20 protein-coding genes, 1 tRNA gene and 1 pseudogene are annotated in these 17,822 nt (G+C 71.5%); 18 read left to right on the top strand and 4 right to left on the bottom strand.

The features are described from left to right. Positions 1-42 precede the first annotated feature (42 nt). The 5 genes and pseudogenes from IEZ06_RS37630 (at position 43) to IEZ06_RS13155 (ending at position 4,826) form a co-directional block, all read left to right on the top strand. Positions 43-1,466: pseudogene (locus tag IEZ06_RS37630) on the top strand (FtsK/SpoIIIE domain-containing protein). Beyond that, the gene (locus IEZ06_RS13170; protein ID WP_189236976.1) at positions 1,463-1,612 is read left to right on the top strand and encodes a hypothetical protein; all 150 of its coding nucleotides are present in this window, start codon (positions 1,463-1,465) and stop codon (positions 1,610-1,612) included. Before IEZ06_RS37630 ends, IEZ06_RS13170 begins: the two are co-directional and overlap by 4 nt. After that, on the top strand, positions 1,609-3,270 hold the full coding sequence (locus IEZ06_RS13165) for a replication initiator (RefSeq protein ID WP_189236975.1): 1,662 nt from the start codon (positions 1,609-1,611) through the stop codon (positions 3,268-3,270). The genes IEZ06_RS13170 and IEZ06_RS13165 overlap by 4 nt, the downstream gene beginning before the upstream one ends. 12 nt (positions 3,271-3,282) lie before the next feature. Next, on the top strand, positions 3,283-3,489 hold the full coding sequence (locus tag IEZ06_RS13160; RefSeq protein ID WP_189236974.1) for a helix-turn-helix domain-containing protein: 207 nt from the start codon (positions 3,283-3,285) through the stop codon (positions 3,487-3,489). After that, positions 3,489-4,826 (top strand): tyrosine-type recombinase/integrase, encoded by a 1,338-nt coding sequence (locus IEZ06_RS13155; RefSeq protein ID WP_189236973.1) that lies wholly within the window; start codon positions 3,489-3,491, stop codon positions 4,824-4,826. Before IEZ06_RS13160 ends, IEZ06_RS13155 begins: the two co-directional genes overlap by 1 nt. Positions 4,827-4,916: 90 nt before the next feature. On the opposite strand, the gene IEZ06_RS13150 is transcribed toward IEZ06_RS13155, so the two are convergent. Further along, positions 4,917-4,990, bottom strand: a tRNA-Gly gene (locus IEZ06_RS13150). Between the two features lie 112 nt (positions 4,991-5,102). On the opposite strand from IEZ06_RS13150, the gene dcd reads away from it, so the two are divergent. Continuing rightward, complete coding sequence (gene dcd / locus IEZ06_RS13145; RefSeq protein WP_189236972.1) at positions 5,103-5,678, top strand: dCTP deaminase; 576 nt, start codon at positions 5,103-5,105, stop codon at positions 5,676-5,678. Here the strand turns inward: dcd and IEZ06_RS13140 are convergent. Next, positions 5,563-6,924, bottom strand: a complete 1,362-nt coding sequence (locus IEZ06_RS13140) for an MFS transporter (protein ID WP_189236971.1) — start codon at positions 6,922-6,924, stop codon at positions 5,563-5,565. The two genes, dcd and IEZ06_RS13140, sit on opposite strands and share 116 nt — an antisense overlap. A 273-nt stretch (positions 6,925-7,197) precedes the next feature. On the opposite strand from IEZ06_RS13140, the gene IEZ06_RS13135 reads away from it, so the two are divergent. Further along, entirely contained in the window at positions 7,198-7,815 is a 618-nt protein-coding gene (locus tag IEZ06_RS13135) for a DUF47 domain-containing protein (RefSeq protein WP_189236970.1), read from the top strand. Beyond that, positions 7,816-8,820 (top strand): inorganic phosphate transporter, encoded by a 1,005-nt coding sequence (locus IEZ06_RS13130; protein ID WP_189236969.1) that lies wholly within the window; start codon positions 7,816-7,818, stop codon positions 8,818-8,820. 82 nt (positions 8,821-8,902) lie between these two features. Here the strand turns inward: IEZ06_RS13130 and mshD are convergent, their stop codons facing one another. Next, positions 8,903-9,826 (bottom strand): mycothiol synthase, encoded by a 924-nt coding sequence (gene mshD / locus IEZ06_RS13125; protein WP_189236968.1) that lies wholly within the window; start codon positions 9,824-9,826, stop codon positions 8,903-8,905. A 131-nt stretch (positions 9,827-9,957) separates the two neighbouring features. Between mshD and IEZ06_RS13120 the strand changes: the two genes are divergently transcribed. Beyond that, on the top strand, positions 9,958-11,751 hold the full coding sequence (locus tag IEZ06_RS13120) for a bifunctional metallophosphatase/5'-nucleotidase (protein WP_189236967.1): 1,794 nt from the start codon (positions 9,958-9,960) through the stop codon (positions 11,749-11,751). Positions 11,752-11,905: 154 nt separating this feature from the next. On the opposite strand, the gene IEZ06_RS13115 is transcribed toward IEZ06_RS13120, so the two are convergent. Then, positions 11,906-12,619 (bottom strand): winged helix-turn-helix domain-containing protein, encoded by a 714-nt coding sequence (locus IEZ06_RS13115; protein WP_189236966.1) that lies wholly within the window; start codon positions 12,617-12,619, stop codon positions 11,906-11,908. A gap of 274 nt (positions 12,620-12,893) precedes the next feature. Here IEZ06_RS13115 and IEZ06_RS13110 point away from each other — a divergent pair, with 274 nt between their 5' ends. The 9 genes from IEZ06_RS13110 to IEZ06_RS13075 all read left to right on the top strand — a co-directional run bounded on the left by IEZ06_RS13110 (position 12,894) and on the right by IEZ06_RS13075 (position 17,796). Then, positions 12,894-13,145, top strand: a complete 252-nt coding sequence (locus IEZ06_RS13110) for a MoaD/ThiS family protein (protein WP_189236965.1) — start codon at positions 12,894-12,896, stop codon at positions 13,143-13,145. 247 nt (positions 13,146-13,392) lie between these two features. Then, the gene (locus IEZ06_RS13105; protein WP_189236964.1) at positions 13,393-14,073 is read left to right on the top strand and encodes an LmeA family phospholipid-binding protein; all 681 of its coding nucleotides are present in this window, start codon (positions 13,393-13,395) and stop codon (positions 14,071-14,073) included. A 164-nt stretch (positions 14,074-14,237) separates the two neighbouring features. Then, a complete protein-coding gene (locus IEZ06_RS13100) occupies positions 14,238-14,789 on the top strand; it encodes a sigma-70 family RNA polymerase sigma factor (protein ID WP_268245597.1) in 552 nt (183 codons plus the stop codon). After that, positions 14,786-15,688 (top strand): zf-HC2 domain-containing protein, encoded by a 903-nt coding sequence (locus IEZ06_RS13095; RefSeq protein ID WP_229798067.1) that lies wholly within the window; start codon positions 14,786-14,788, stop codon positions 15,686-15,688. Before IEZ06_RS13100 ends, IEZ06_RS13095 begins: the two co-directional genes overlap by 4 nt. Before the next feature lie 17 nt (positions 15,689-15,705). Continuing rightward, the gene (locus IEZ06_RS13090) at positions 15,706-16,011 is read left to right on the top strand and encodes a TlpA family protein disulfide reductase (RefSeq protein ID WP_373293852.1); all 306 of its coding nucleotides are present in this window, start codon (positions 15,706-15,708) and stop codon (positions 16,009-16,011) included. Positions 16,012-16,102: 91 nt separating this feature from the next. Then, complete coding sequence (locus tag IEZ06_RS37625; protein ID WP_373293851.1) at positions 16,103-16,186, top strand: Ms5788A family Cys-rich leader peptide; 84 nt, start codon at positions 16,103-16,105, stop codon at positions 16,184-16,186. A 60-nt stretch (positions 16,187-16,246) separates the two neighbouring features. Continuing rightward, positions 16,247-16,612, top strand: coding sequence for a DUF4395 family protein (locus IEZ06_RS13085; RefSeq protein ID WP_229798065.1), 366 nt, complete (start codon positions 16,247-16,249; stop codon positions 16,610-16,612). Between the two features lie 48 nt (positions 16,613-16,660). Further along, entirely contained in the window at positions 16,661-17,500 is an 840-nt protein-coding gene (locus tag IEZ06_RS13080; protein ID WP_189236962.1) for a sulfurtransferase, read from the top strand. Next, on the top strand, positions 17,497-17,796 hold the full coding sequence (locus IEZ06_RS13075; RefSeq protein WP_189236961.1) for a DUF1416 domain-containing protein: 300 nt from the start codon (positions 17,497-17,499) through the stop codon (positions 17,794-17,796). Before IEZ06_RS13080 ends, IEZ06_RS13075 begins: the two co-directional genes overlap by 4 nt. Positions 17,797-17,822 lie beyond the last annotated feature (26 nt).

The following is a 17,822-nucleotide window of genomic DNA, read 5'->3' as shown; positions in this document are numbered from 1 at the left end:
CCTCGTCTCCCCAGATGCGATTCAAGAGAGAGCCGAAGTCTAATGTTCAAGAAACTGCCCGGCGACGAGGCCCGTACTCTCGTCTCCACCACCCCTGACACCGCCGTCGTCTTCCGCCCGGCCGTCGTCCAGACCCCGGCGATCATCACCATCGTCATCTTCGCCTGGCGGCTCCTGGCTGGCCTCGTCCGGCTCACCTGGCGTCACCCGATCGCCCTGGCCGTGCTCACCGCCCCCGCCGTCCTCGGCTGGCTGTACGGCTGGCGCGTCGCCCTGGTCGCGGTCATGATCCCCCTCTCCATCCTCGTCCCCTGGGCGCTGTTCGACCGGCCGACCTTCAACGCCTGGATCGGCTGGCGACTGCTCGCCTGGTGACGGCTGATCTGGGTCTACCGGCGGCACTGGCAACCGGTGATGATGATCTCCGGGCTCGGCCGTCACCTCCGGGGCCGCGACTGCCTGCCCCGCCTGCTCAAGGTCACCTGCACCTCGTGGGCCGACGTGGTCACGGTGAAGATGCTCAGCGGGCAGGCCGTCAAGGACTGGGCCGACCGGACCGAACACCTTGCCCACGGCTTCGGCGCTGTCTCCTGCCGGGTCACCGTGGCCCGCGCCGGCCGGTTGCTGCTCACCTTCCCCCGGTGCGATCCGCTGGCCGTACCGCTCCCGGCCGTCTCCGTCCCCGAGACCCCCTCGGTCGGCCCGGTGGAGGTCGGCAAGCAGGAGAACGGGCAGCCGTGGCGGCTCAAGGCCACGGGACTCACGTCCTGGTCGCCGGGGCCACCGGGGCGGGCAAGGGCTCCGTCATCTGGTCGGCGATCCGCGGGCTCCTCCCTGCCGTCCGGGCCGGGCTGGTGGAGCTCTGGGCGCTGGACCCGAAGCTCATGGAACTGTCCTACGGCCGGGCCGTCTTCGGCGACCGGTACGCGGCCTCTCCCAAGGAGTGCGCCGACCTGCTCGACGAGGTGGTCTCGGTCATGCAGGAGCGGGCGGGTCGCTTCGCCGGGGTCCAGCGCAACCACGTCCCGACCGCCGACGACCCGTTCGTCCTGGTGATCGTCGACGAGGTCGCGTTCCTGACCGCCTACCAGTCCGACAAGGGACTACGGCAGCGCATCACGGCCGCGCTCGCCACCTTGACCACGCAGGGCCGGGCGGTCGGCGTCGGCGTCCTGGCGGCTCTCCAGGACCCGCGCAAGGAGGTCATGAACATCCGCAACCTCTTCCCCGACAGGATCGCGCTCCGGCTCGACGAGTCCGAACAGGTGGACATGGTCCTCGGCGACGGTGCCCGCGACCGGGGCGCGCTGGCCGATCACATCTCGCCGATCCCGGAGCAGGGCGCGGGCGTCGGGTTCGTCCGGCTGGAGACCAGTCCCGACCCGATCCGGGTCCGCGCGGCCTACGTCTCCGACGCCGACATCCGCGCCATGGCCCGCGACTTCGTCAGGGGTGAGGCCGCATGACCCTGGCCCACTTCCTCGACAACCTGCGCTGCTCGATCTGCGGCACCCTCAACGCGCTCTGGCTCGACCCCGTCCGGGGCCTGGTCGAGTGCCAGGAATGCGGACAGCGGGCGCTCACCTTCCCGGAGATCGGAGAAGGCGAATGACCGAAGCTCAGGCCACACTCCCCGCGTCCCCGGCCCGGCCGGTGAAGACCGTCCTGCCCTCCGCCCTGGAGGTCCTGGAGGCGGTGGCCGTACAGAACGGCGTCTGCATCCGGCCCGTGCCGCTCAAGCGGATCGACCTGGCGACCGGCAGGGCCGAGATCGTCGACGTGCCGTGCGGCGCGACCCTGGAGAGCAAGTGCCCGGCCTGCGCCAAGCGGAACCGGCAACTCCGCATGGCCCAGTGCCGGGAGGGCTGGCACCTCGACCACGAACCGGTCGTCGTCAAGAGCGATCCCGACGAGGAACAGCGGCGGCTCGTCGAACAGCGGGCGGACCTCCAGGCGGCGCGGGACCGGATGGAAGAGGCCGGCGACTCCACCACGGATCTTGACGCGGTCATCGCCGACCTGGACGCGCGGATCAGAGCGGCCGGGGTCCGCGGTGAGGTCCTGCCCGACGGCAGGCCCAAGCGCACCCGTTCGACCCGGCGGCGGCAGGACGCCCCCGACCTGCCCAGACGGACCCGGGAGACGCGGACCGTGGGGCAGACCTTCACGGCTCCGGACGGGAAGACCTACCGGCCGTCGCTGTTCGTCACGCTCACCCTGCCCGGCTACGGCCGGGTCCGGCAGGACGGCACCCCCGTCGACCCGGACACCTACGACTACGTCCGAGCGGCCCGCGACGCGCTGCACTTCTCCAAGCTCGTCGACCGGTTCGTGCAGAACCTCCGGCGCGTGGCGGGCTATGACGTGCAGTACTTCTCCTCGGTCGAACCACAGCGGCGGCTCGCCCCGCACCTGCACATGGCGGTCCGGGGCACCCTGCCGCGCAGGGAGGTCAAGGCCATCGCCGCCGCGACCTACCACCAGGTGTGGTGGCCTCCCGTCGAGACGGTCGTCTTCGAGGGCGACCACCTGCCCGTCTGGGCGGACCGGCCCGAGCGCGCGGAGCCGTACCCGGACCGGCAGGCCGGCGACTACCTCGACCCGGTGACGGGGGAGCTGCTGCCCACCTGGGACCAGGCGCTCGACCGGCTCGACGCCGACGAGGAGGCAGAGCCGTTCCACGTGCTGCGCTTCGGCGTCCAGGTGGACGTTCAGGGCGTGCTCGCCGGGACCCCGGACGCCGACCAGTGCATCCGCTACCTCGGCAAGTACCTGACCAAGTCGGTCGGCGAGTGCCACACTCCGGAGACCGACGCCCAGCGGCGTCACGTACAGCGCCTGGCCGACGTGCTGCGTTACGAGCCGTGCGCGCCGACCTGCCCCAACTGGCTCCGGTACGGCGTGCAGCCCAAGAACGCCAAGGCGGGCATGCGGCCCGGGGCCTGCCGGTCCAAGGCGCACAAGCCCGAACACCTCGGCTACGCGGGCCGCCGGGTCCTGGTCTCCCGCAAGTGGTCCGGCAAGACCCTGCGGGAGCACAAGGCCGACCGGCGGGCTTGGGTGATGGAAGCGCTCGGCCTCACCGACGACCAGCCCGCCGACCGCTACGCCTGGCGGCCGGTCGTGGCCGGTGATCCCGACCTGCCGTCCCGTGCCCGCCGCCTGCTCAGACAGATCTCCGAACGCCAGCGGTGGCGCAGGGCCATGCAGCAGGCGGAGGCGAGAGCAGCGGGACGACAAGATCTTTCGGCAACTGCACTGGCCGCCTGACGGGAGAACCCATTGGACGAACTTCTCAAGGCCCATGAGGCCGCCGCACTGCTGCACACTTCCGAGCGCTTCGTCCGCCGATTGATCGCGGAACGCCGGATCGAGTTCGTGAAGATCGGCCGACACGTCCGCATCCGGGAGTCGGCCCTGCTCGCCTTCATCGCCGCCGGGACGGTCGAACCCCTGGCGGCCTCCGACGTCACCGGGAGGGCCGCCTGATGGCCAAGGGCAACAAGCCGAACCATCGCCGTTTCGGCAACATCCGTCAGTTGCCGTCCGGACGCTTCCAGGCGAGCTATCTGGGACCGGACGGGAGACGGCGTACGGCTCCGGAGACCTACGAGCGCAAGGGCGACGCCGAACGGGCGCTCACCCTGATCGAGGCGCGGATGATCTCGGGGGAGTGGACGGATCCGGACCGGGGGAAGATCAAGCTCCAGGACTACGCCGAGACGTGGATCTCCCAGCGGCCGGGCCTGCGCCCCCGCACCGTGGACCTCTACCGCTGGCTGCTCGGGAAGCACATCACCCCGCATCTCGGCAACACGGCCGTGGGGAAGCTCTCCACCGCCATGATCCGGCAGTGGCGGGCCGACCTGCTCGGCAACGGGGTCTCGGTCTCCGTGGCGGCCAAGGCGTACCGCCTGCTGAGGGCCGTACTGATGACGGCCGCCGAAGAGGACCACATCATCGCGCGCAACCCGTGCCGGATCCGCGGGGCCGGCGACGAGCACGCCCAGGAGCGGCCGGTGCTGACCGTGGCCCAGGTCTTCGAGCTGGCCGACCTGGTGGGCCGCCGACCGGTCGGCAACGTGCGCAAGCTCAAGGAGAACGCCTACCGGCTCCGCTTCCAGCGGCACGGCGAGATGCGGACCCATCCGGAGACCTTCACCAGCCGCACCGACGCCGAGCGGGCGCTGTGGAGGATGGGCATGGACGGCCGGGCCGACTGCACCCATGACCGGCGATTCCGCGCCCTGGTGCTGCTGGCTACCTTCGCGAGTCTGCGATGGGGCGAGGTGAGCGCGCTCCGCCGTACAGACGTGGACCTCGACGCGGGAACGGTGCGCGTCCGCGCGGCCTACATCGAACGCTCGACCGGCGGCCTGGTCCTCGGCCCGCCCAAGTCCAAAGCCGGTCGGCGGGTGATCGGCATCCCGAAGGGCATCGTCCCGGCTCTGCAGGAGCACGTCGCCACCTACGTCCGCGACGAGCCGGGGGCGCTGCTGTTCCCGGGGGCCAAGGGCGGTCCGCTGCGGCGCAGTGGCTTCAACACCCGCACGCGCTGGGTGGACGTGGTCAAGGAACTGGGCCTGCCCGGTCTGCACTTCCATGATCTGCGTCACACGGGCAACATGCTCGCCGCCGAGTCGGGCGCGGGGCTCAAGGACCTGATGGCCCGGATGGGCCACGACAACGTGCGCGCCGCGATGATCTACCAGCACGCCGTGCGGGGTGCCGACAGAGCGATCACCGACGCGATCGACCGGCAGCTTGAGAAGCGGGACGGCGACGATGAGGACGGCTCGGCCGGGGTGCTCGCTCCCGTGGGCTAATTGCACGTCAATTGCACGGAAGATCGAGAAGGCCCTAGAAACGATCAAGGCCCGGGTCGGGAATCTCTCCCTGACCTGGGCCTCGGTGTGTGGAGCGGGTGACGGGAATCGAACCCGCGCTGTCAGCTTGGGAAGCTGATGTTCTGCCATTGAACTACACCCGCAGCGGCGTGCCGCGCCAACCACTGTAGCGGAAACTCCGGCCACTCTGGACCCTCCACGGGCCCGAGTTTCTCGGCTCATCAGGACCAGGCGAGCGTTGGTAGGTTGCCTCACGTGCTGCTTTCCGATCGTGACATCCTCGCCGAGATCGAGTCCGGACGGGTCGGGCTCGATCCCTTCCAGCCGGAGATGATCCAGCCGTCCAGCGTCGACGTGCGGCTGGACCGCTACTTCAGGGTCTTCGAGAACCACCGCTACCCGCACATCGACCCCGCGGCGGAGCAGTCCGACCTGACCCGCATGGTCGAGCCCGAAGGGGACGAACCGTTCATCCTGCACCCGGGGGAGTTCGTCCTGGCCAGCACCTACGAGGTCATCACCCTGCCGGACGACATCGCCTCCCGGCTGGAGGGCAAGAGCTCCCTGGGCAGGCTCGGCCTGCTCACGCACTCCACGGCCGGTTTCATCGACCCGGGGTTCAGCGGGCACGTGACGCTGGAGCTGTCCAACGTCGCGACGCTGCCGATCAAACTCTGGCCGGGGATGAAGATCGGCCAGCTGTGCATGTTCCGGCTCAGCTCGCCGGCGATGCATCCCTACGGTTCCGAGAAGTACGGTTCCCGCTACCAGGGGCAGCGGGGCCCGACTCCGAGCCGCTCCCACCTGAACTTCCACCGGACCCGGATCTGACGCCGGCCTCGCCGTCCGGAGCGGGCCCGCCGCCGGGGGCGGGTTCACCGTCCCCGGCGGACCCGCCCGCCCGCCGGGATCCGCCACCGGGACCGCGTCGATCTCCGCCGGAGCCGCGTTCGCCGTCGAAGAGGAGCAGCCCCGGGACGAGCAGGGCGAGGAGTGGCAGGAGGGCGGTGGCGGCGCTGGCGGCCAGGAAGAGGTCGGGGCCCAGCGACTCCGAGAGCGGCACCGCCAGCGCCAGGCCGAACGGGCTCATGCTCAGCGCCGCCATCCACTCCAGGGAGGCCACGCGGGCCTGCCGGTCGGACCGGACGGTGCGCAGCATGCCGGTGATCCACTCGATGGCGGAGATCTCCAGGCCGATCCCGGCCAGCAGGTAGCAGGCGAACACCCGGCCCGGCACGATCGGCTCCATCAGGGCCAGGGGCACGAGGCCGTACGGCAGGAGCCCGGCCATGGCGACGAGGCCGGGGCGCCGGGGCGACAGGCGCATGGCGGCGACCGCGCCGATCAGGCCGCCGACGGAGAGCGCCGCCAGGGTGAGGCCGTACATCCCGTCCAGCGGGGACCGGTACGGCGACGCGGTGGTGACCGGGAGCAGCACCTGGGCGGGGGCCACGATGAAGGTCTGGTGCAGTGCCGTGACGGAGATCACGACGGCCATCCAGGGGCGGCGGGAGACCTCGGCGACGCCTTCGCGGATCTCGACGGAGATCGGGAGCCGGAGTCCGTGGGCGGCCGGGGGCTCGTGGACCCGGCGGAGCAGCAGGGCGCTGGCGGCGAAGCCCGCCACCGCGAACCAGAGCGCCGCCCGCGGGCCCAGGAGGGTGACCGCCAGGGCGCCGGCGACGGAACCGGCGACGGCTCCGATCCGCCAGGACGCGCTGGTCAGGCCGACGCCGGTGCGGTGCAGGCCCGTCGGGAGCACGGAGGCGAGGCAGGCCTGGAAGGCGGGCCGGAAGAAGGCCTCGGTGCCGCCGGCGAGGAAGACGGCGACGCCGAGCACGGCGGGCGCCGGAGAGGGCCAGAGGGCCACGGCGGCGACGATCAGCAGCAGGACGCACTGGGAGACCGCCATCACGGACTTGCGGGGCAGCCGGTCGGCCCAGACGCCGCCGAAGACGGCGAAGGCCACCAGGGCCACCAGGCGCCCGGCGAGCACCACCCCGACGGCCGAGCCGTCCGGGTCGCCGGCGAGGAGCGCGGTCACCACGGCGATGGGGAAGACGTGGTCCGAAGCCACCGAAGCGGTCAGACTCCACCACAGCAGACGAAACGGGCGTTCTCGCCATACGTCCCGGGCCCCCATGTGCGATCAGTATTCGCCATAAGATGGTCAAAGACCAGCAAACCGGTCGGCGGAAAGATGCCGCCAAAGCTCACCGATCCGCGTGTCGCTGCGCATACAGGGGGTAGCGACAGGGAGAAGAGTGGGCTTCTAGCGGGTGAAGTTCGCATTTCTGCTGGTAACCCTTACTCTTCTCTGCGGACCATCCCCGCACATCTGGAGATCGACGTGCGCCTGCGTCTCACGCCTAGTGAGGACAGCTACTACGACTTGTTCGCCGACTCGGCGAACAACCTCGTCACAGCGTCCCGGCTGCTGGTAGAGATCATTAGTGAAGGATCGGACAGGGAGGCCCTGGCCGAGAAGATGCGCGCGTGTGAGCACGCGGGTGACGAGCGCACCCACGCGATCATGAACCGCCTCAACGAGAGCTTCATCACGCCCTTCGACCGCGAGGACATCTACCGTCTCGCGGCCAACCTGGACGACGTGATGGACTTCATGGAGGCCGCCGCGGACCTCATCGTCCTGTACCAGATCGACCGCCTCCCCAAGGAGGTCGTCGGGCAGGTCGAGGTCCTGGAGCGCGCCGCCGAGCTGACCGCCGAGGCCATGCCCCGGCTGCGCTCCATGCGCAACCTGAACGAGTACTGGATCGAGGTCAACCGCCTGGAGAACCAGGCCGACCAGGTCTACCGCCGCCTGCTGGCCAAGCTCTTCAGCGGGGAGTACGACGCGCTCACCGTCATGAAGATGAAGGAAGTCATCGACCAGCTGGAGGGCGCCGCCGACGCCTTCGAGCACGTGGCGAACACGATCGAGTCGATCGCGGTCAAGGAAAGCTAAGTGGACCTCTCGCTCGCCCTGGTCATCGGGGTGGTGGTCGTGGCGCTGATCTTCGACTACACCAACGGCTTCCACGACGCCGCGAACGCGATCGCGACCTCGGTCTCGACCCGCGCGCTGACCCCGAGGGCCGCACTGTTCATGGCCGCGGCGATGAACTTCCTGGGCGCCCACCTCGGCACCCAGGTGGCGTCGACCGTCGGCAAGGGCATCATCGACGCCCCCCAGGGGTCACACGGCCTGGTGATCGTGTGCGCCGGGCTGATCGGCGCGATCACCTGGAACATGGTCACCTGGTACTTCGGGCTGCCCTCCTCCAGCAGCCACGCGCTGATCGGCGGCCTGATCGGGTCGGCGCTCGCCTCGGCCAGCGTCATCCACTGGGACGGCGTGGTGGAGAAGGTCGTCATCCCGATGATCCTCTCCCCGCTGGTCGGCTTCACGCTGGCCGGCGCCATCATGATCGGGATCCTGTGGGCCTTCCGGCGGGCCCACCCGGGCAAGGCCAACCGCGGCTTCCGCCACGCCCAGACGCTCTCGGCGGCGGCCATGGCCCTCGGCCACGGCCTGCAGGACGCGCAGAAGACCATGGGTGTGATCTTCCTGGCGCTCGTGGTCGGCGGCCACGTCGAGGAGACCGACCCGATCCCGCAGTGGGTCATCCTGGCCGCCGCCACGGCGATCTCGCTGGGCACCTACGCGGGCGGCTGGCGGATCATGCGCACCCTCGGCCGCCGGATCATCGCCCTGGACCCCCCTCAGGGGTTCGCGGCGGAGGCGGCCGCCTCGACCGTCCTGTACGGCGCGGCGATCGGCTTCGGCGCGCCGATCTCCACCACCCACACCATCACCAGCGCCATCATGGGCGTGGGCGCCACCAAGCGCCTGTCGGCCGTGCGCTGGGGCGTGGCGGGCAACATCGTGACCGCCTGGATCCTCACGATCCCGGCCGCCGCGCTGGTGGCCGCGCTGTCGTACTACGCGCTGCACTGGATGGTCGAGTAGCCGTCCGGTGCGCGGGGCGCCGGCCGCCCGGGGGCATCCCGGGCGGCCGGCGCCTTCCCGTCTCCGGCCCCCTCGCGGCCGGTCACCTCCGGTACATCACGTCCGCGCTCCAGCGGGTGAACCCCAGCCCCCGGTAGAGGCGGACCGCCCAGGCGTTGTCCTCGTCGACGTAGAGCATCACCTCGGCCAGGCCGCGCGAGCGCAGGTGCTCCAGGCCCGCCAGGGTCAGCGAGCGGCCCAGCCCGGCGCCCTGCTCGGCCGGGTCCACCCCGACCACGTAGACCTCGCCGATCGGCTCGTCACCCCGCCCGCCGCCGGTGTCGTGCACCTTCGTCCAGTGGAAGCCGACCAGCCGCTCGCCGCGCACTGCGAGGAAGAAGCCCGCCGGGTCGAACCACGGCTCCTGCTCGCGCAGCCTCAGGTCGTCCAGCGTCCAGGACCCCTGCTCCGGGTGGTGGGCGAACGCCAGGGCGTTCAGCGCCACCCAGGCCTCGCCGTCGGCCGCCGGGTCGAAGGTGCGCAGCCGTACGCCGTCGGGGAGCGTGAAACCGGGCAGGGGGCCCGCGTGCGGGCCGGTGAGCGGGCGCCGCATCTGCCAGAGCGACCTGATCTTCACCAGCCCCAGCGACCTCGCCAGCGCCCCGGCCCCCGGGTGATCACCGTGCGCCCAGACCCGGACGGCCTTCCTGCCGCGGTCCCGGTCCTGGACGCACCGGAACAGGAGGCCGCCGTGGCCCTGCCGCCGGAAGGCCGGATGGATCACCAGTTCGGCGCTCGGGCCCTCGGCCGGGTCCGCCAGGTCCACGTGCGCGTAGCCCGCGAGGTCCTCCCCGACGTACAGGAGCGCGGCCTCCGCGTGCTCGCCGCCGCCGCGGCGCAGCTGCAGCATCGCGTGCTCGTTGAGGGGAGCGACCCCGTCGGCCTCCGTGGCGGCCTCGACCAGCGCGAGCGCGGCGGCCACCTCTCGCTCGTCCAGTCGTTCCCTGTGTTCCACACGCAAGTCCATGCCCTGGACTCTAGGACGCCGCCGAAGCCCCGAGATCGCCGGGGACTGGCAGAAGATGCCAGGTTCCGGTCGGATGAATCGTTACCTCGCGGACATTCGATGCATAGATAACAGCTCTAGTGTCGTGTTTCATGATGTCCCGTTCCTTCCAGCGGTTGGCCATGGCCGGCGTCCTCGCCTCCGCCGGCCTCGTGCTCGTGACGGGACCGGCCGAGGCGGGCAACAAGCCCGCCAAGACGGTGCCGGTCCGCCTGCTCTCCCTCAACGACTTCCACGGCCACCTGGAGCCCCCGACCGGGTCCTCGGGCCGGATGGTCGACGAGACCGGCGCCACGGTCTATGCCGGCGGCGCCGCCTACATCGCGGCCCACATGGAGCAGCTCACTGACAAGAACACCATCAAGGTCGCCCAGGGCGACCTGATCGGCGCCACCCCGCTGATCTCCGCGGCCTTCCACGACGAGCCGTCGGTCGAGTTCCTCGGCAAGATCGGCGTCACCACCTCGGCCGTGGGCAACCACGAGTTCGACGAGGGCTACGCCGAGCTCCGGCGCATCATGAAGGGCGGCTGCCACCCGGTGGACGGCTGCTCGCCCGCCGGCACCTGGAAGGGCGCCGAGTACGACTACATCGGCGCCAACGTGATCCTCAAGCGGAGCGGGGCCGGCGCCGAGAAGGACGCGCTCGCCGCGCTCGGCCGCAACAGCTCCTCGCTCCGCAGCCTGCTGCGGCAGTACGGCGTCCCGGCGCTGCCCCCCGTCTCCATCCGCTGGATGAACGGCGTGCCGATCGGCTTCATCGGCCTGGTCACCAAGACCACCCCGAACATCGTCACCGCCGAGGGCATCAAGGACCTGGAGTTCGTCGACGAGGTCAAGGCCGCCAACGTCGCCTCCAGGCTGCTCAAGCTGGTCGGCGTCAAGGCGCAGGTCGTGCTGGTGCACGAAGGCGACCAGGTCACCGCCGGCCAGTCGCCCGACGCGTGCAGCGCCCAGCCCGGCGCGGGCAACCGCATCGCCACCCAGGTGGACGCCGAGATCGACATGATCCTCAGCGGCCACTCCCACCAGGCGTACCTGTGCACCGTGACCGACCCCAAGGGCGGCAAGCGCCTGTACAGCCAGGGCGGCTCGTTCGGCCGGGTGATCACCAAGGTCGACTTCCGGGTGGACACCCGCACCCGCGACGTGGTGCGCTCCTCCGTGGTCGCCGACAACCAGGTCGTGACCCAGACCATCACCCCCAACGAGGATATCGCCACGTTCGTCCAGACCTGGAAGGACCGCGTCGCCACGGTCGCGAACAAGCCGATCGGGAAGATCACCGCGGACATCACGAACACGGCCGCGCCCTCCGGCGAGTCCCCGCTGGGCAACCTCATCGCCGATGGCCAGCTGGCCGCCGCGAGGACCGGCGGCAACGCCCAGATCGCGCTGATGAACCCGGGCGGCGTCCGGGCGAGCCTCACCTACCCGAGCTCCCCCGCGGGCGAGGGCGACGGCGTGGTGACCTACGGCGAGGCCTTCACGGTCCAGCCGTTCAACAACCTCCTGCAGGTGGTCACCCTCACCGGCGCCCAGCTCAAGACGGTCCTGGAGCAGCAGTTCCCCGGCGGCCCCAACAACCAGGCCTTCACCAAGATCCTGCAGCCGTCGTCGAACCTGACCTACTCCTACAGCACGAGCGCGGCATGGGGCTCGAAGGTCTCCGACATCAAGATCGACGGGGTCGCCGTGACGGACACCCAGACGATCCGGGTCGCCGCCAACAACTTCCTCGTCGGCGGCGGTGACGCCTTCGCCGCCTTCACGCAGGGCACCGACGTGTGGAGCGGCCCGCTCGACATCGACGCGTTCGCCGCCTACTTCGCGGCGAACCCGGTGATCGCGCCGCCGACCCCGGACCACATCACGGTCCTGCCGTAGGGGAGCGCGACAGCCCGAACGAGAGAAGGGGCCCGCCGGACCGTCCGGCGGGCCCCTTCCCGCGTCCGTCTCCGGTGACCGGGTACGGCGGGCGGCGCGGGCCTCGCGGACCCCGCGGCGGTGGGCCGCGCTCCCCGCCGGACAGGGGGGCGGCTCAGTGGTGGGCCGGCTCGCGCTCCTCGGAGGCCTCGCCGCCGCGCTCGGGGACGAACCGGTAGCCGACGTTGCGGACCGTTCCGATCAGGGACTCGTACTCGGCGCCGAGCTTGGCGCGCAGCCGCCGGACGTGGACGTCCACGGTCCGGGTGCCGCCGAAGTAGTCGTAGCCCCAGACCTCCTGGAGCAGCTGGGCCCGGGTGAAGACCCGGCCGGGGTGCTGCGCGAGGTACTTCAGGAGCTCGAACTCCTTGAAGGTCAGGTCCAGCGCCCGGCCGCGGAGCCGGGCGGTGTAGGTGGCCTCGTCGATCGAGAGTTCGCCGCTGCGGATCTCGTCCGGGACCTCCTCGGCGGCGGACAGGTTCATCCGGCCCACGGCCATCCGGAGGCGGGCCTCGACCTCGGCGGGCCCGGCGCTGTCGAGGACGACGTCGTCGGCGCCCCACTCGGCGGTCATCGCGGCCAGGCCGCCCTCGGTGACGATCACCAGGAGGGGGCAGTCGAGGCCGGTGGTGCGCAGCAGCCGGCACAGGCTCTTGGCCTGGACCAGCTCGCGGCGCGCGTCCACCAGCACGGCGTCGGCGGGCGCCGCGTCGAGCAGCGCGGACGCCTCGGCGGGCGCGACCCGGACCGAGTGCAGCAGCAGGCCCAGGGCCGGAAGCACCTCGGCCGACGGCTGCAGGGCATTGGTAAGAAGCAGGAGGTTGCTCACGTGCACTCCTTCGCCGGGCTCATTGGCAGGCTCTCGTGCGGGGCGCGCTCGGCCGACCCGCTCACGATCGCCTCCTTCCCGCGTCTTGCCGGCGGCAGCCGTACGAAAACACGTAGGGACCCGGGGGCTACGTCGCCCAGGTCCCGTAGTAGGCGAGGATATCCGAGAAGGGTCGGGCGTCCAGCGGACGTCCACCTGATGAACACGTGTTTCCCCGGTGGATTCGCCGTAATCAGGTGTTGACCGAGCGTATGCCGGAAGGGGTGGTCGTCGGATGGCCAGGGGCAGGATCCGCTACTGGGCGGCGGCGAAGGACGCGGCGGGCGTCGCGGAGGAGCCTTTCGAGGCCGCGGACCTGGCGGAGCTGGTGGCGAAGGTCACAGCGGGGAGGGAGGCGCTGGCCGTCGTGGCGCGCCGGTCGTCCTTCCTGGTGGACGGAAGCCCGGTGGGCACCCGGGCGCACGAGACGATCGTGCTCCCGGACGACGCGACGGTCGAGGTGCTGCCGCCCTTCGCGGGCGGCTGACGCGCGGCCCGGGCGGCACACGGTTCCGGGGTACGGCCCGGCGCACGCCTCGGGCATGCGGCCGGGAGGGGGTCCCGGGGCCGGCGCGATCCGGGCGCACGGCCGGGGCGCGGTCCCGGACACGGCCCCGCCGCGGAAACGCGGTGGAGCAGGGCTCACGTTTCGGGCGAGATTGCCGGGGAACGCGCCGCGGTGGCAATCTGGCCGGATCCGGGAACGGACACGGAAACGAACGACGGGAAGTCGGATGCGCAAGCTGCTCGCTTTTCTGATCCTGCTGCTCGTTCTCCTCGCGATCCTGGACCGGGTCGCGGTCGCCGGGGTGGAGAAGGAGATCGCCACGCGGGCCACCGCGCGCTACGACCTGGCGGCCCCGCCGGAGGTGACCGTCCACGGCGTGCCGTTCCTGACCCAGGCCGTGGCCGGACGCTACGACGAGGTCGAGGTGAAGGTCGGCGCGCTGAACGCCGCGGGCGTCCGGCTGTCCGGTGTGGACGCCGTCCTGTACGGCGTGACCGCCCCCCTGTCCGACCTGGTGCTCCGCGCCGACCAGGTGGAGGTGCGCGCCGAGCGGGTGGTGGGCACCGTGGTGGTCCCGGAGGCGACGCTGAACCAGCGGGCGCCCAAGGGGATGAAGGTGGACGTCTCCGCCGCCGGCCTCGACGTCAGCGGAGAGATCACCTTCCTCGGGCAGAAGGTGCCCGCGAAGGCGAGGATGAAGATCGAGCTGACCGGGAAGGGCCTGCGGCTCGCCCCCGAGAAGGTCACCCTGGGCGGCGGCATCACGGTGCCCGACCCCGAGCGGTTCCTCCGCTACGAGGTCCCGATCGGCGACCTGCCCTTCGGCCTGAAGTTCACCGAGGTGACGCCCGTGGCCGGAGGACTGCGGATCACGGCGGAGGCGTCGGACGTCCCGCTGCAGGACTGAGCGGTCCGTGCCGGACCACGGTCCTCGCCCTCGCCCTCGCCCTCGGCCTCGGCGGCACCGCCGTCGTGGTGGCCGTGGCCGTGGCGGGTGCCCGATGACGGCCGGACCGTCACCGGCCGGGACGGGCGATCGTGCCGGACCGTCACCGGCCGGGACGGGTGGCCGTGACTGAACCGATCCGGCCCGCCGTACGTCGTGAGGGTGTGAGCCACGCCGGAACCGCCGACGAGCAGCTCGTCAGAGCGCTCTTCGACGAGCACGGCGGGCCGCTGTACGGCTACGTGCTGAGACTGACGGGCGACCCGGGGAGAGCGGAGGACGTCGTGCAGGAGACCCTGCTGCGGGCCTGGCGCCATCCCGACGCGCTCGGCGGGCGCTCGATCCGCGCGTGGCTGTTCACGGTGGCCCGCAACCTCGTCTTCGACCAGCACCGGGCGCGCCGGGCCCGCCCGCCGGAGACGGGTGACGAGGCGCTCGCCGTGGTGCCCGCCGAGGACGAGCTGGAGCGGGCCGTGGAGTCCTGGGCGGTCGCCGAGGCGCTGGCCGCGCTCCGGCCCGAGCACCGCGAGGTGCTCACCGAGGTCTACTACCAGGGGAAGTCGGTCAAGGAGGCGGCCGAGGCGCTCGGCATCCCCGCCGGGACGGTGAAGTCGCGCACGTACTACGCGCTGCGCGCGCTCAAGCTGGCGCTGGAGGAGCGGGGGCTCGCGCCATGACGATGAACTGTGACGAGGTGCGGATGTCCCTCGGGGTGTACGCCCTGGGCGCACTGGACCCCGAGGAGCACGCCGCCGTGGAGGCGCATCTCGCCGGGTGCGGGGAGTGCCGGGCGGAGGCGGAGGAGCTGGCCGGGGTCGCCGGGTTCCTCGGCAGGGTCTCCCAGGAGGACGTGGTCCAGGTCGCCAGCCCGCCGCGCGCGGTGCTCGACCGGCTGCTCGACGCCCGGACCAGGCGGCGTCGGCGGACGGCCCGGACGCTGCTCGCGGTGGCGGCCTCGGTCGTGCTGGCCGGGGTCGGGGGGACCGTCTGGATGGCGGCGGAGCGGTCCGCGCCGGAGATGACGGCGGCCTCGGCCCCCGACTCCGGGACCTCCGCCCCGTCCGCCGCTCCCGGCGCTTCGCAGTACGGCGCCTCCGAGGAGGGCGCCTCCGAGGACGCGGCGAGCTCCCCGCGCGACGGCGACGTCTCCCGGAAGGAGCGCGAGCCCTCCCCGGACGCGGCCGTCCAGGCCGCGCCCACCGAGTCGGCCAGGCAGGCCGCACCGAGCGAGTCGGCCGGTCCGCAGATCATGCTGGACGCCCCGCAGGAACCGCTGGTCAGGGAGGGGAGGAAGGGAACCGCCCGGGCCCGGGTGACCGCCGTGCCCGGGGCGGGGGCGACCGCCGTCGAGGTGGTGGTCTCCGGGATCGCCGCGGGCACCCGGTTCCGGCTGGACGCGGTCGACGCCGCCGGGAACCGCGAGACGGCCGGGAGCTGGACCGTCGACCGGGCCGCCTACGAGGAGTCGGGCCCCTTCCGGGGCTCGGTCACCATCCCGCCGGGCGGCGTCGAGCGGTTCGAACTGGCCACCGTCGGCGGCCGGGTGCTGCTCGTCGTCCCGGCCCGCGCGAGATGAGGGGCGACGTGCAGCGGATGACTCCGGACGACCTCGGTGCGGAGCTGGGCGAGCGGGCCACGCTGGTGCAGTTCTCCAGCGCGTTCTGCCAGCCGTGCCGGGCCACCCGCCGGATCCTCGCCGAGGTGGCGGAGATGGTGCCCGGCACGGCGCACGTGGAGATCGACGCCGAGTCCCGGCTGGAGCTGGTCCGCAGTCTGAACATCCTGAGCACTCCCACCGTGCTTATCCTCGACCGGTCGGGGTATGTGGTGAAGCGTGCCTCGGGCCGGCCACGGAAGGCCGACGTCATCGGGGCGCTGGGCCTCGCCATCGGTGAGTGAGCGGGGCACCTTATCGCCTTCCGGATCACCCTGTCTCAGAAACTGGACAGGGATGTGACAGATAGCGGGACGCCGGGGTAATGTCATCGCCATGCACCCCATGACAGAGCTGCTGACGAAGCGGCGCGCGGTCGACTTCTGCCGCGTCGCCACCGCGCTCTGTCGCGTTTCCTGAGGGCGATCCCAAGCGGCCCCGGCCGCACCGATCTGCACGACCCTTCAGGAGCATCGCACGATGCAGGCTGATCCCAGAGCCCTTCGCTCCGCCGCGACCGCAACCGCCGCAGTCCTCGCGCTCGTCCTCGTCACGGACGGCGTGCGGCTGCCGGTGGCCCAGGCCGCGGTGCTCGCGCTGGGCGTCGTCGGCGCCTCGCCGTACGGGATGGTTTTCAAGGGGATTGTGAAGAGCCCTCCCAGGGAATCGGAGGACGCCCGGCCGCCGCGCTTCGCGCAGCCGGCCGGTCCCGCCTCCGCCCTGGCGGCCCTGGTCGGACACGCAACGCAGATCGCGCCACCGGCCCTCGGCGCCACCGCCGCGGCCTGTTCGCCGCCTTTCTCAACGCCGCATCCGGCTTCCGCCTCGGCTGCGAGACGTATTTGATCATCCGCCGCCCACTGCCCGCCGCAAGATAATCCCGGAGGAATCCCAATGAGCCGTTCCGCCGCCCTGGTGGACGCCGACTGGGTCGAGGCCAACCTCGACACCCCTGGTGTCGTTCTCGTCGAGGTCGACGAGGACACCAGCGCCTACGACAAGGGCCACATCCGTGGCGCCGTGAAGATCGACTGGAGGGACGACCTCCAGGACCCGGTCCGCCGCGACTTCGTGGACCGCGAGGGCTTCGAGGCGCTGCTGTCGGCCCGCGGCATCGCCAACGACGACACCGTGGTGCTCTACGGCGGCAACAACAACTGGTTCGCCGCCTACGCCTACTGGTACTTCAAGCTCTACGGCCACGAGAACGTCAAGCTCCTCGACGGCGGCCGCAAGAAGTGGGAGCTCGACTCCCGCGAGCTGGTCACCGAGGTGCCGCAGCGCGCGGCCACCCAGTACAAGGCCAAGGAGCAGGACAAGAACCTGCGCGCCTTCCGCGACGACGTGCTCGCCGCGATCGGCAAGCTCAACCTGGTCGACGTGCGCTCGCCCGACGAGTTCACCGGCAAGCTGCTCGCCCCGGCCCACCTCCCGCAGGAGCAGGCGCAGCGCGCCGGCCACGTGCCGACCGCCCGCAGCATCCCGTGGTCCAAGGCCGCGAACGACGACGGCACCTTCAAGTCCGACGACGAGCTCAAGGCCCTCTACGAGGGCGCCGGCGTCGACTTCAGCAAGGACACCATCGCCTACTGCCGCATCGGCGAGCGCTCGGCGCACACCTGGTTCGTGCTGCACGAGCTGCTGGAGCAGGCCAACGTCAAGAACTACGACGGATCGTGGACCGAGTACGGCTCGCTCGTGGGCGTGCCGGTCGAGTTGGGAGAGGCCCGATGAGCACCCAGGGTTGCGCAGCACCGGAGCAGACCGCCGCTCTTCCCGCCGGGATCGACCTGTCGACCCAGGCCGTCATCCAGGGCGTCGTGACGGGCACCGGCACCGCCTACGCCCGCCTGCTGGACCACTCCGGCGAGTTCACCGGCGAGGTCGTCGTCTCCGAGGAGGGCGTCTTCCGCTTCTTCGCCGCCCCCGGTGACTGGACCGTCCGCATCATCGCGGGCGGCGGCGTCACCAAGGACGTCCCCGCACAGGCCCGTCTGGGCGAGGTCACCCAGCTGGCCGTGGCCGTCTGAGCGGCGCAGCCGGCTGAGTCGCGCGG

The sequence above is a fragment of the Planomonospora antibiotica genome (genome assembly GCF_014647955.1).
Classification (GTDB): Bacteria; Actinomycetota; Actinomycetes; order Streptosporangiales; family Streptosporangiaceae; genus Planomonospora; species Planomonospora parontospora.
This window is presented reverse-complemented; position numbering and strand designations above follow the sequence as displayed.

Excerpts from the sequence above, each read along its gene's own strand:
- IEZ06_RS13080 (WP_189236962.1), top strand. The coding sequence starts at position 16,661 with ATGAGCCGTTCCGCCGCCCTGGTGGACGCCGACTGGGTCGAGGCCAAC.
- IEZ06_RS13075 (WP_189236961.1), top strand. The coding sequence starts at position 17,497 with ATGAGCACCCAGGGTTGCGCAGCACCGGAGCAGACCGCCGCTCTTCCC.
- IEZ06_RS13165 (WP_189236975.1), top strand. The coding sequence starts at position 1,609 with ATGACCGAAGCTCAGGCCACACTCCCCGCGTCCCCGGCCCGGCCGGTG.
- IEZ06_RS13105 (WP_189236964.1), top strand. The coding sequence starts at position 13,393 with ATGCGCAAGCTGCTCGCTTTTCTGATCCTGCTGCTCGTTCTCCTCGCG.
- IEZ06_RS13110 (WP_189236965.1), top strand. The coding sequence starts at position 12,894 with ATGGCCAGGGGCAGGATCCGCTACTGGGCGGCGGCGAAGGACGCGGCG.
- IEZ06_RS13090 (WP_373293852.1), top strand. The coding sequence starts at position 15,706 with ATGACTCCGGACGACCTCGGTGCGGAGCTGGGCGAGCGGGCCACGCTG.
- IEZ06_RS37625 (WP_373293851.1), top strand. The coding sequence starts at position 16,103 with ATGCACCCCATGACAGAGCTGCTGACGAAGCGGCGCGCGGTCGACTTC.
- IEZ06_RS13085 (WP_229798065.1), top strand. The coding sequence starts at position 16,247 with ATGCAGGCTGATCCCAGAGCCCTTCGCTCCGCCGCGACCGCAACCGCC.
- IEZ06_RS13155 (WP_189236973.1), top strand. The coding sequence starts at position 3,489 with ATGGCCAAGGGCAACAAGCCGAACCATCGCCGTTTCGGCAACATCCGT.
- mshD (WP_189236968.1), bottom strand. The coding sequence starts at position 9,826 with ATGGACTTGCGTGTGGAACACAGGGAACGACTGGACGAGCGAGAGGTG.
- IEZ06_RS13170 (WP_189236976.1), top strand. The coding sequence starts at position 1,463 with ATGACCCTGGCCCACTTCCTCGACAACCTGCGCTGCTCGATCTGCGGC.
- IEZ06_RS13095 (WP_229798067.1), top strand. The coding sequence starts at position 14,786 with ATGACGATGAACTGTGACGAGGTGCGGATGTCCCTCGGGGTGTACGCC.
- IEZ06_RS13120 (WP_189236967.1), top strand. The coding sequence starts at position 9,958 with ATGATGTCCCGTTCCTTCCAGCGGTTGGCCATGGCCGGCGTCCTCGCC.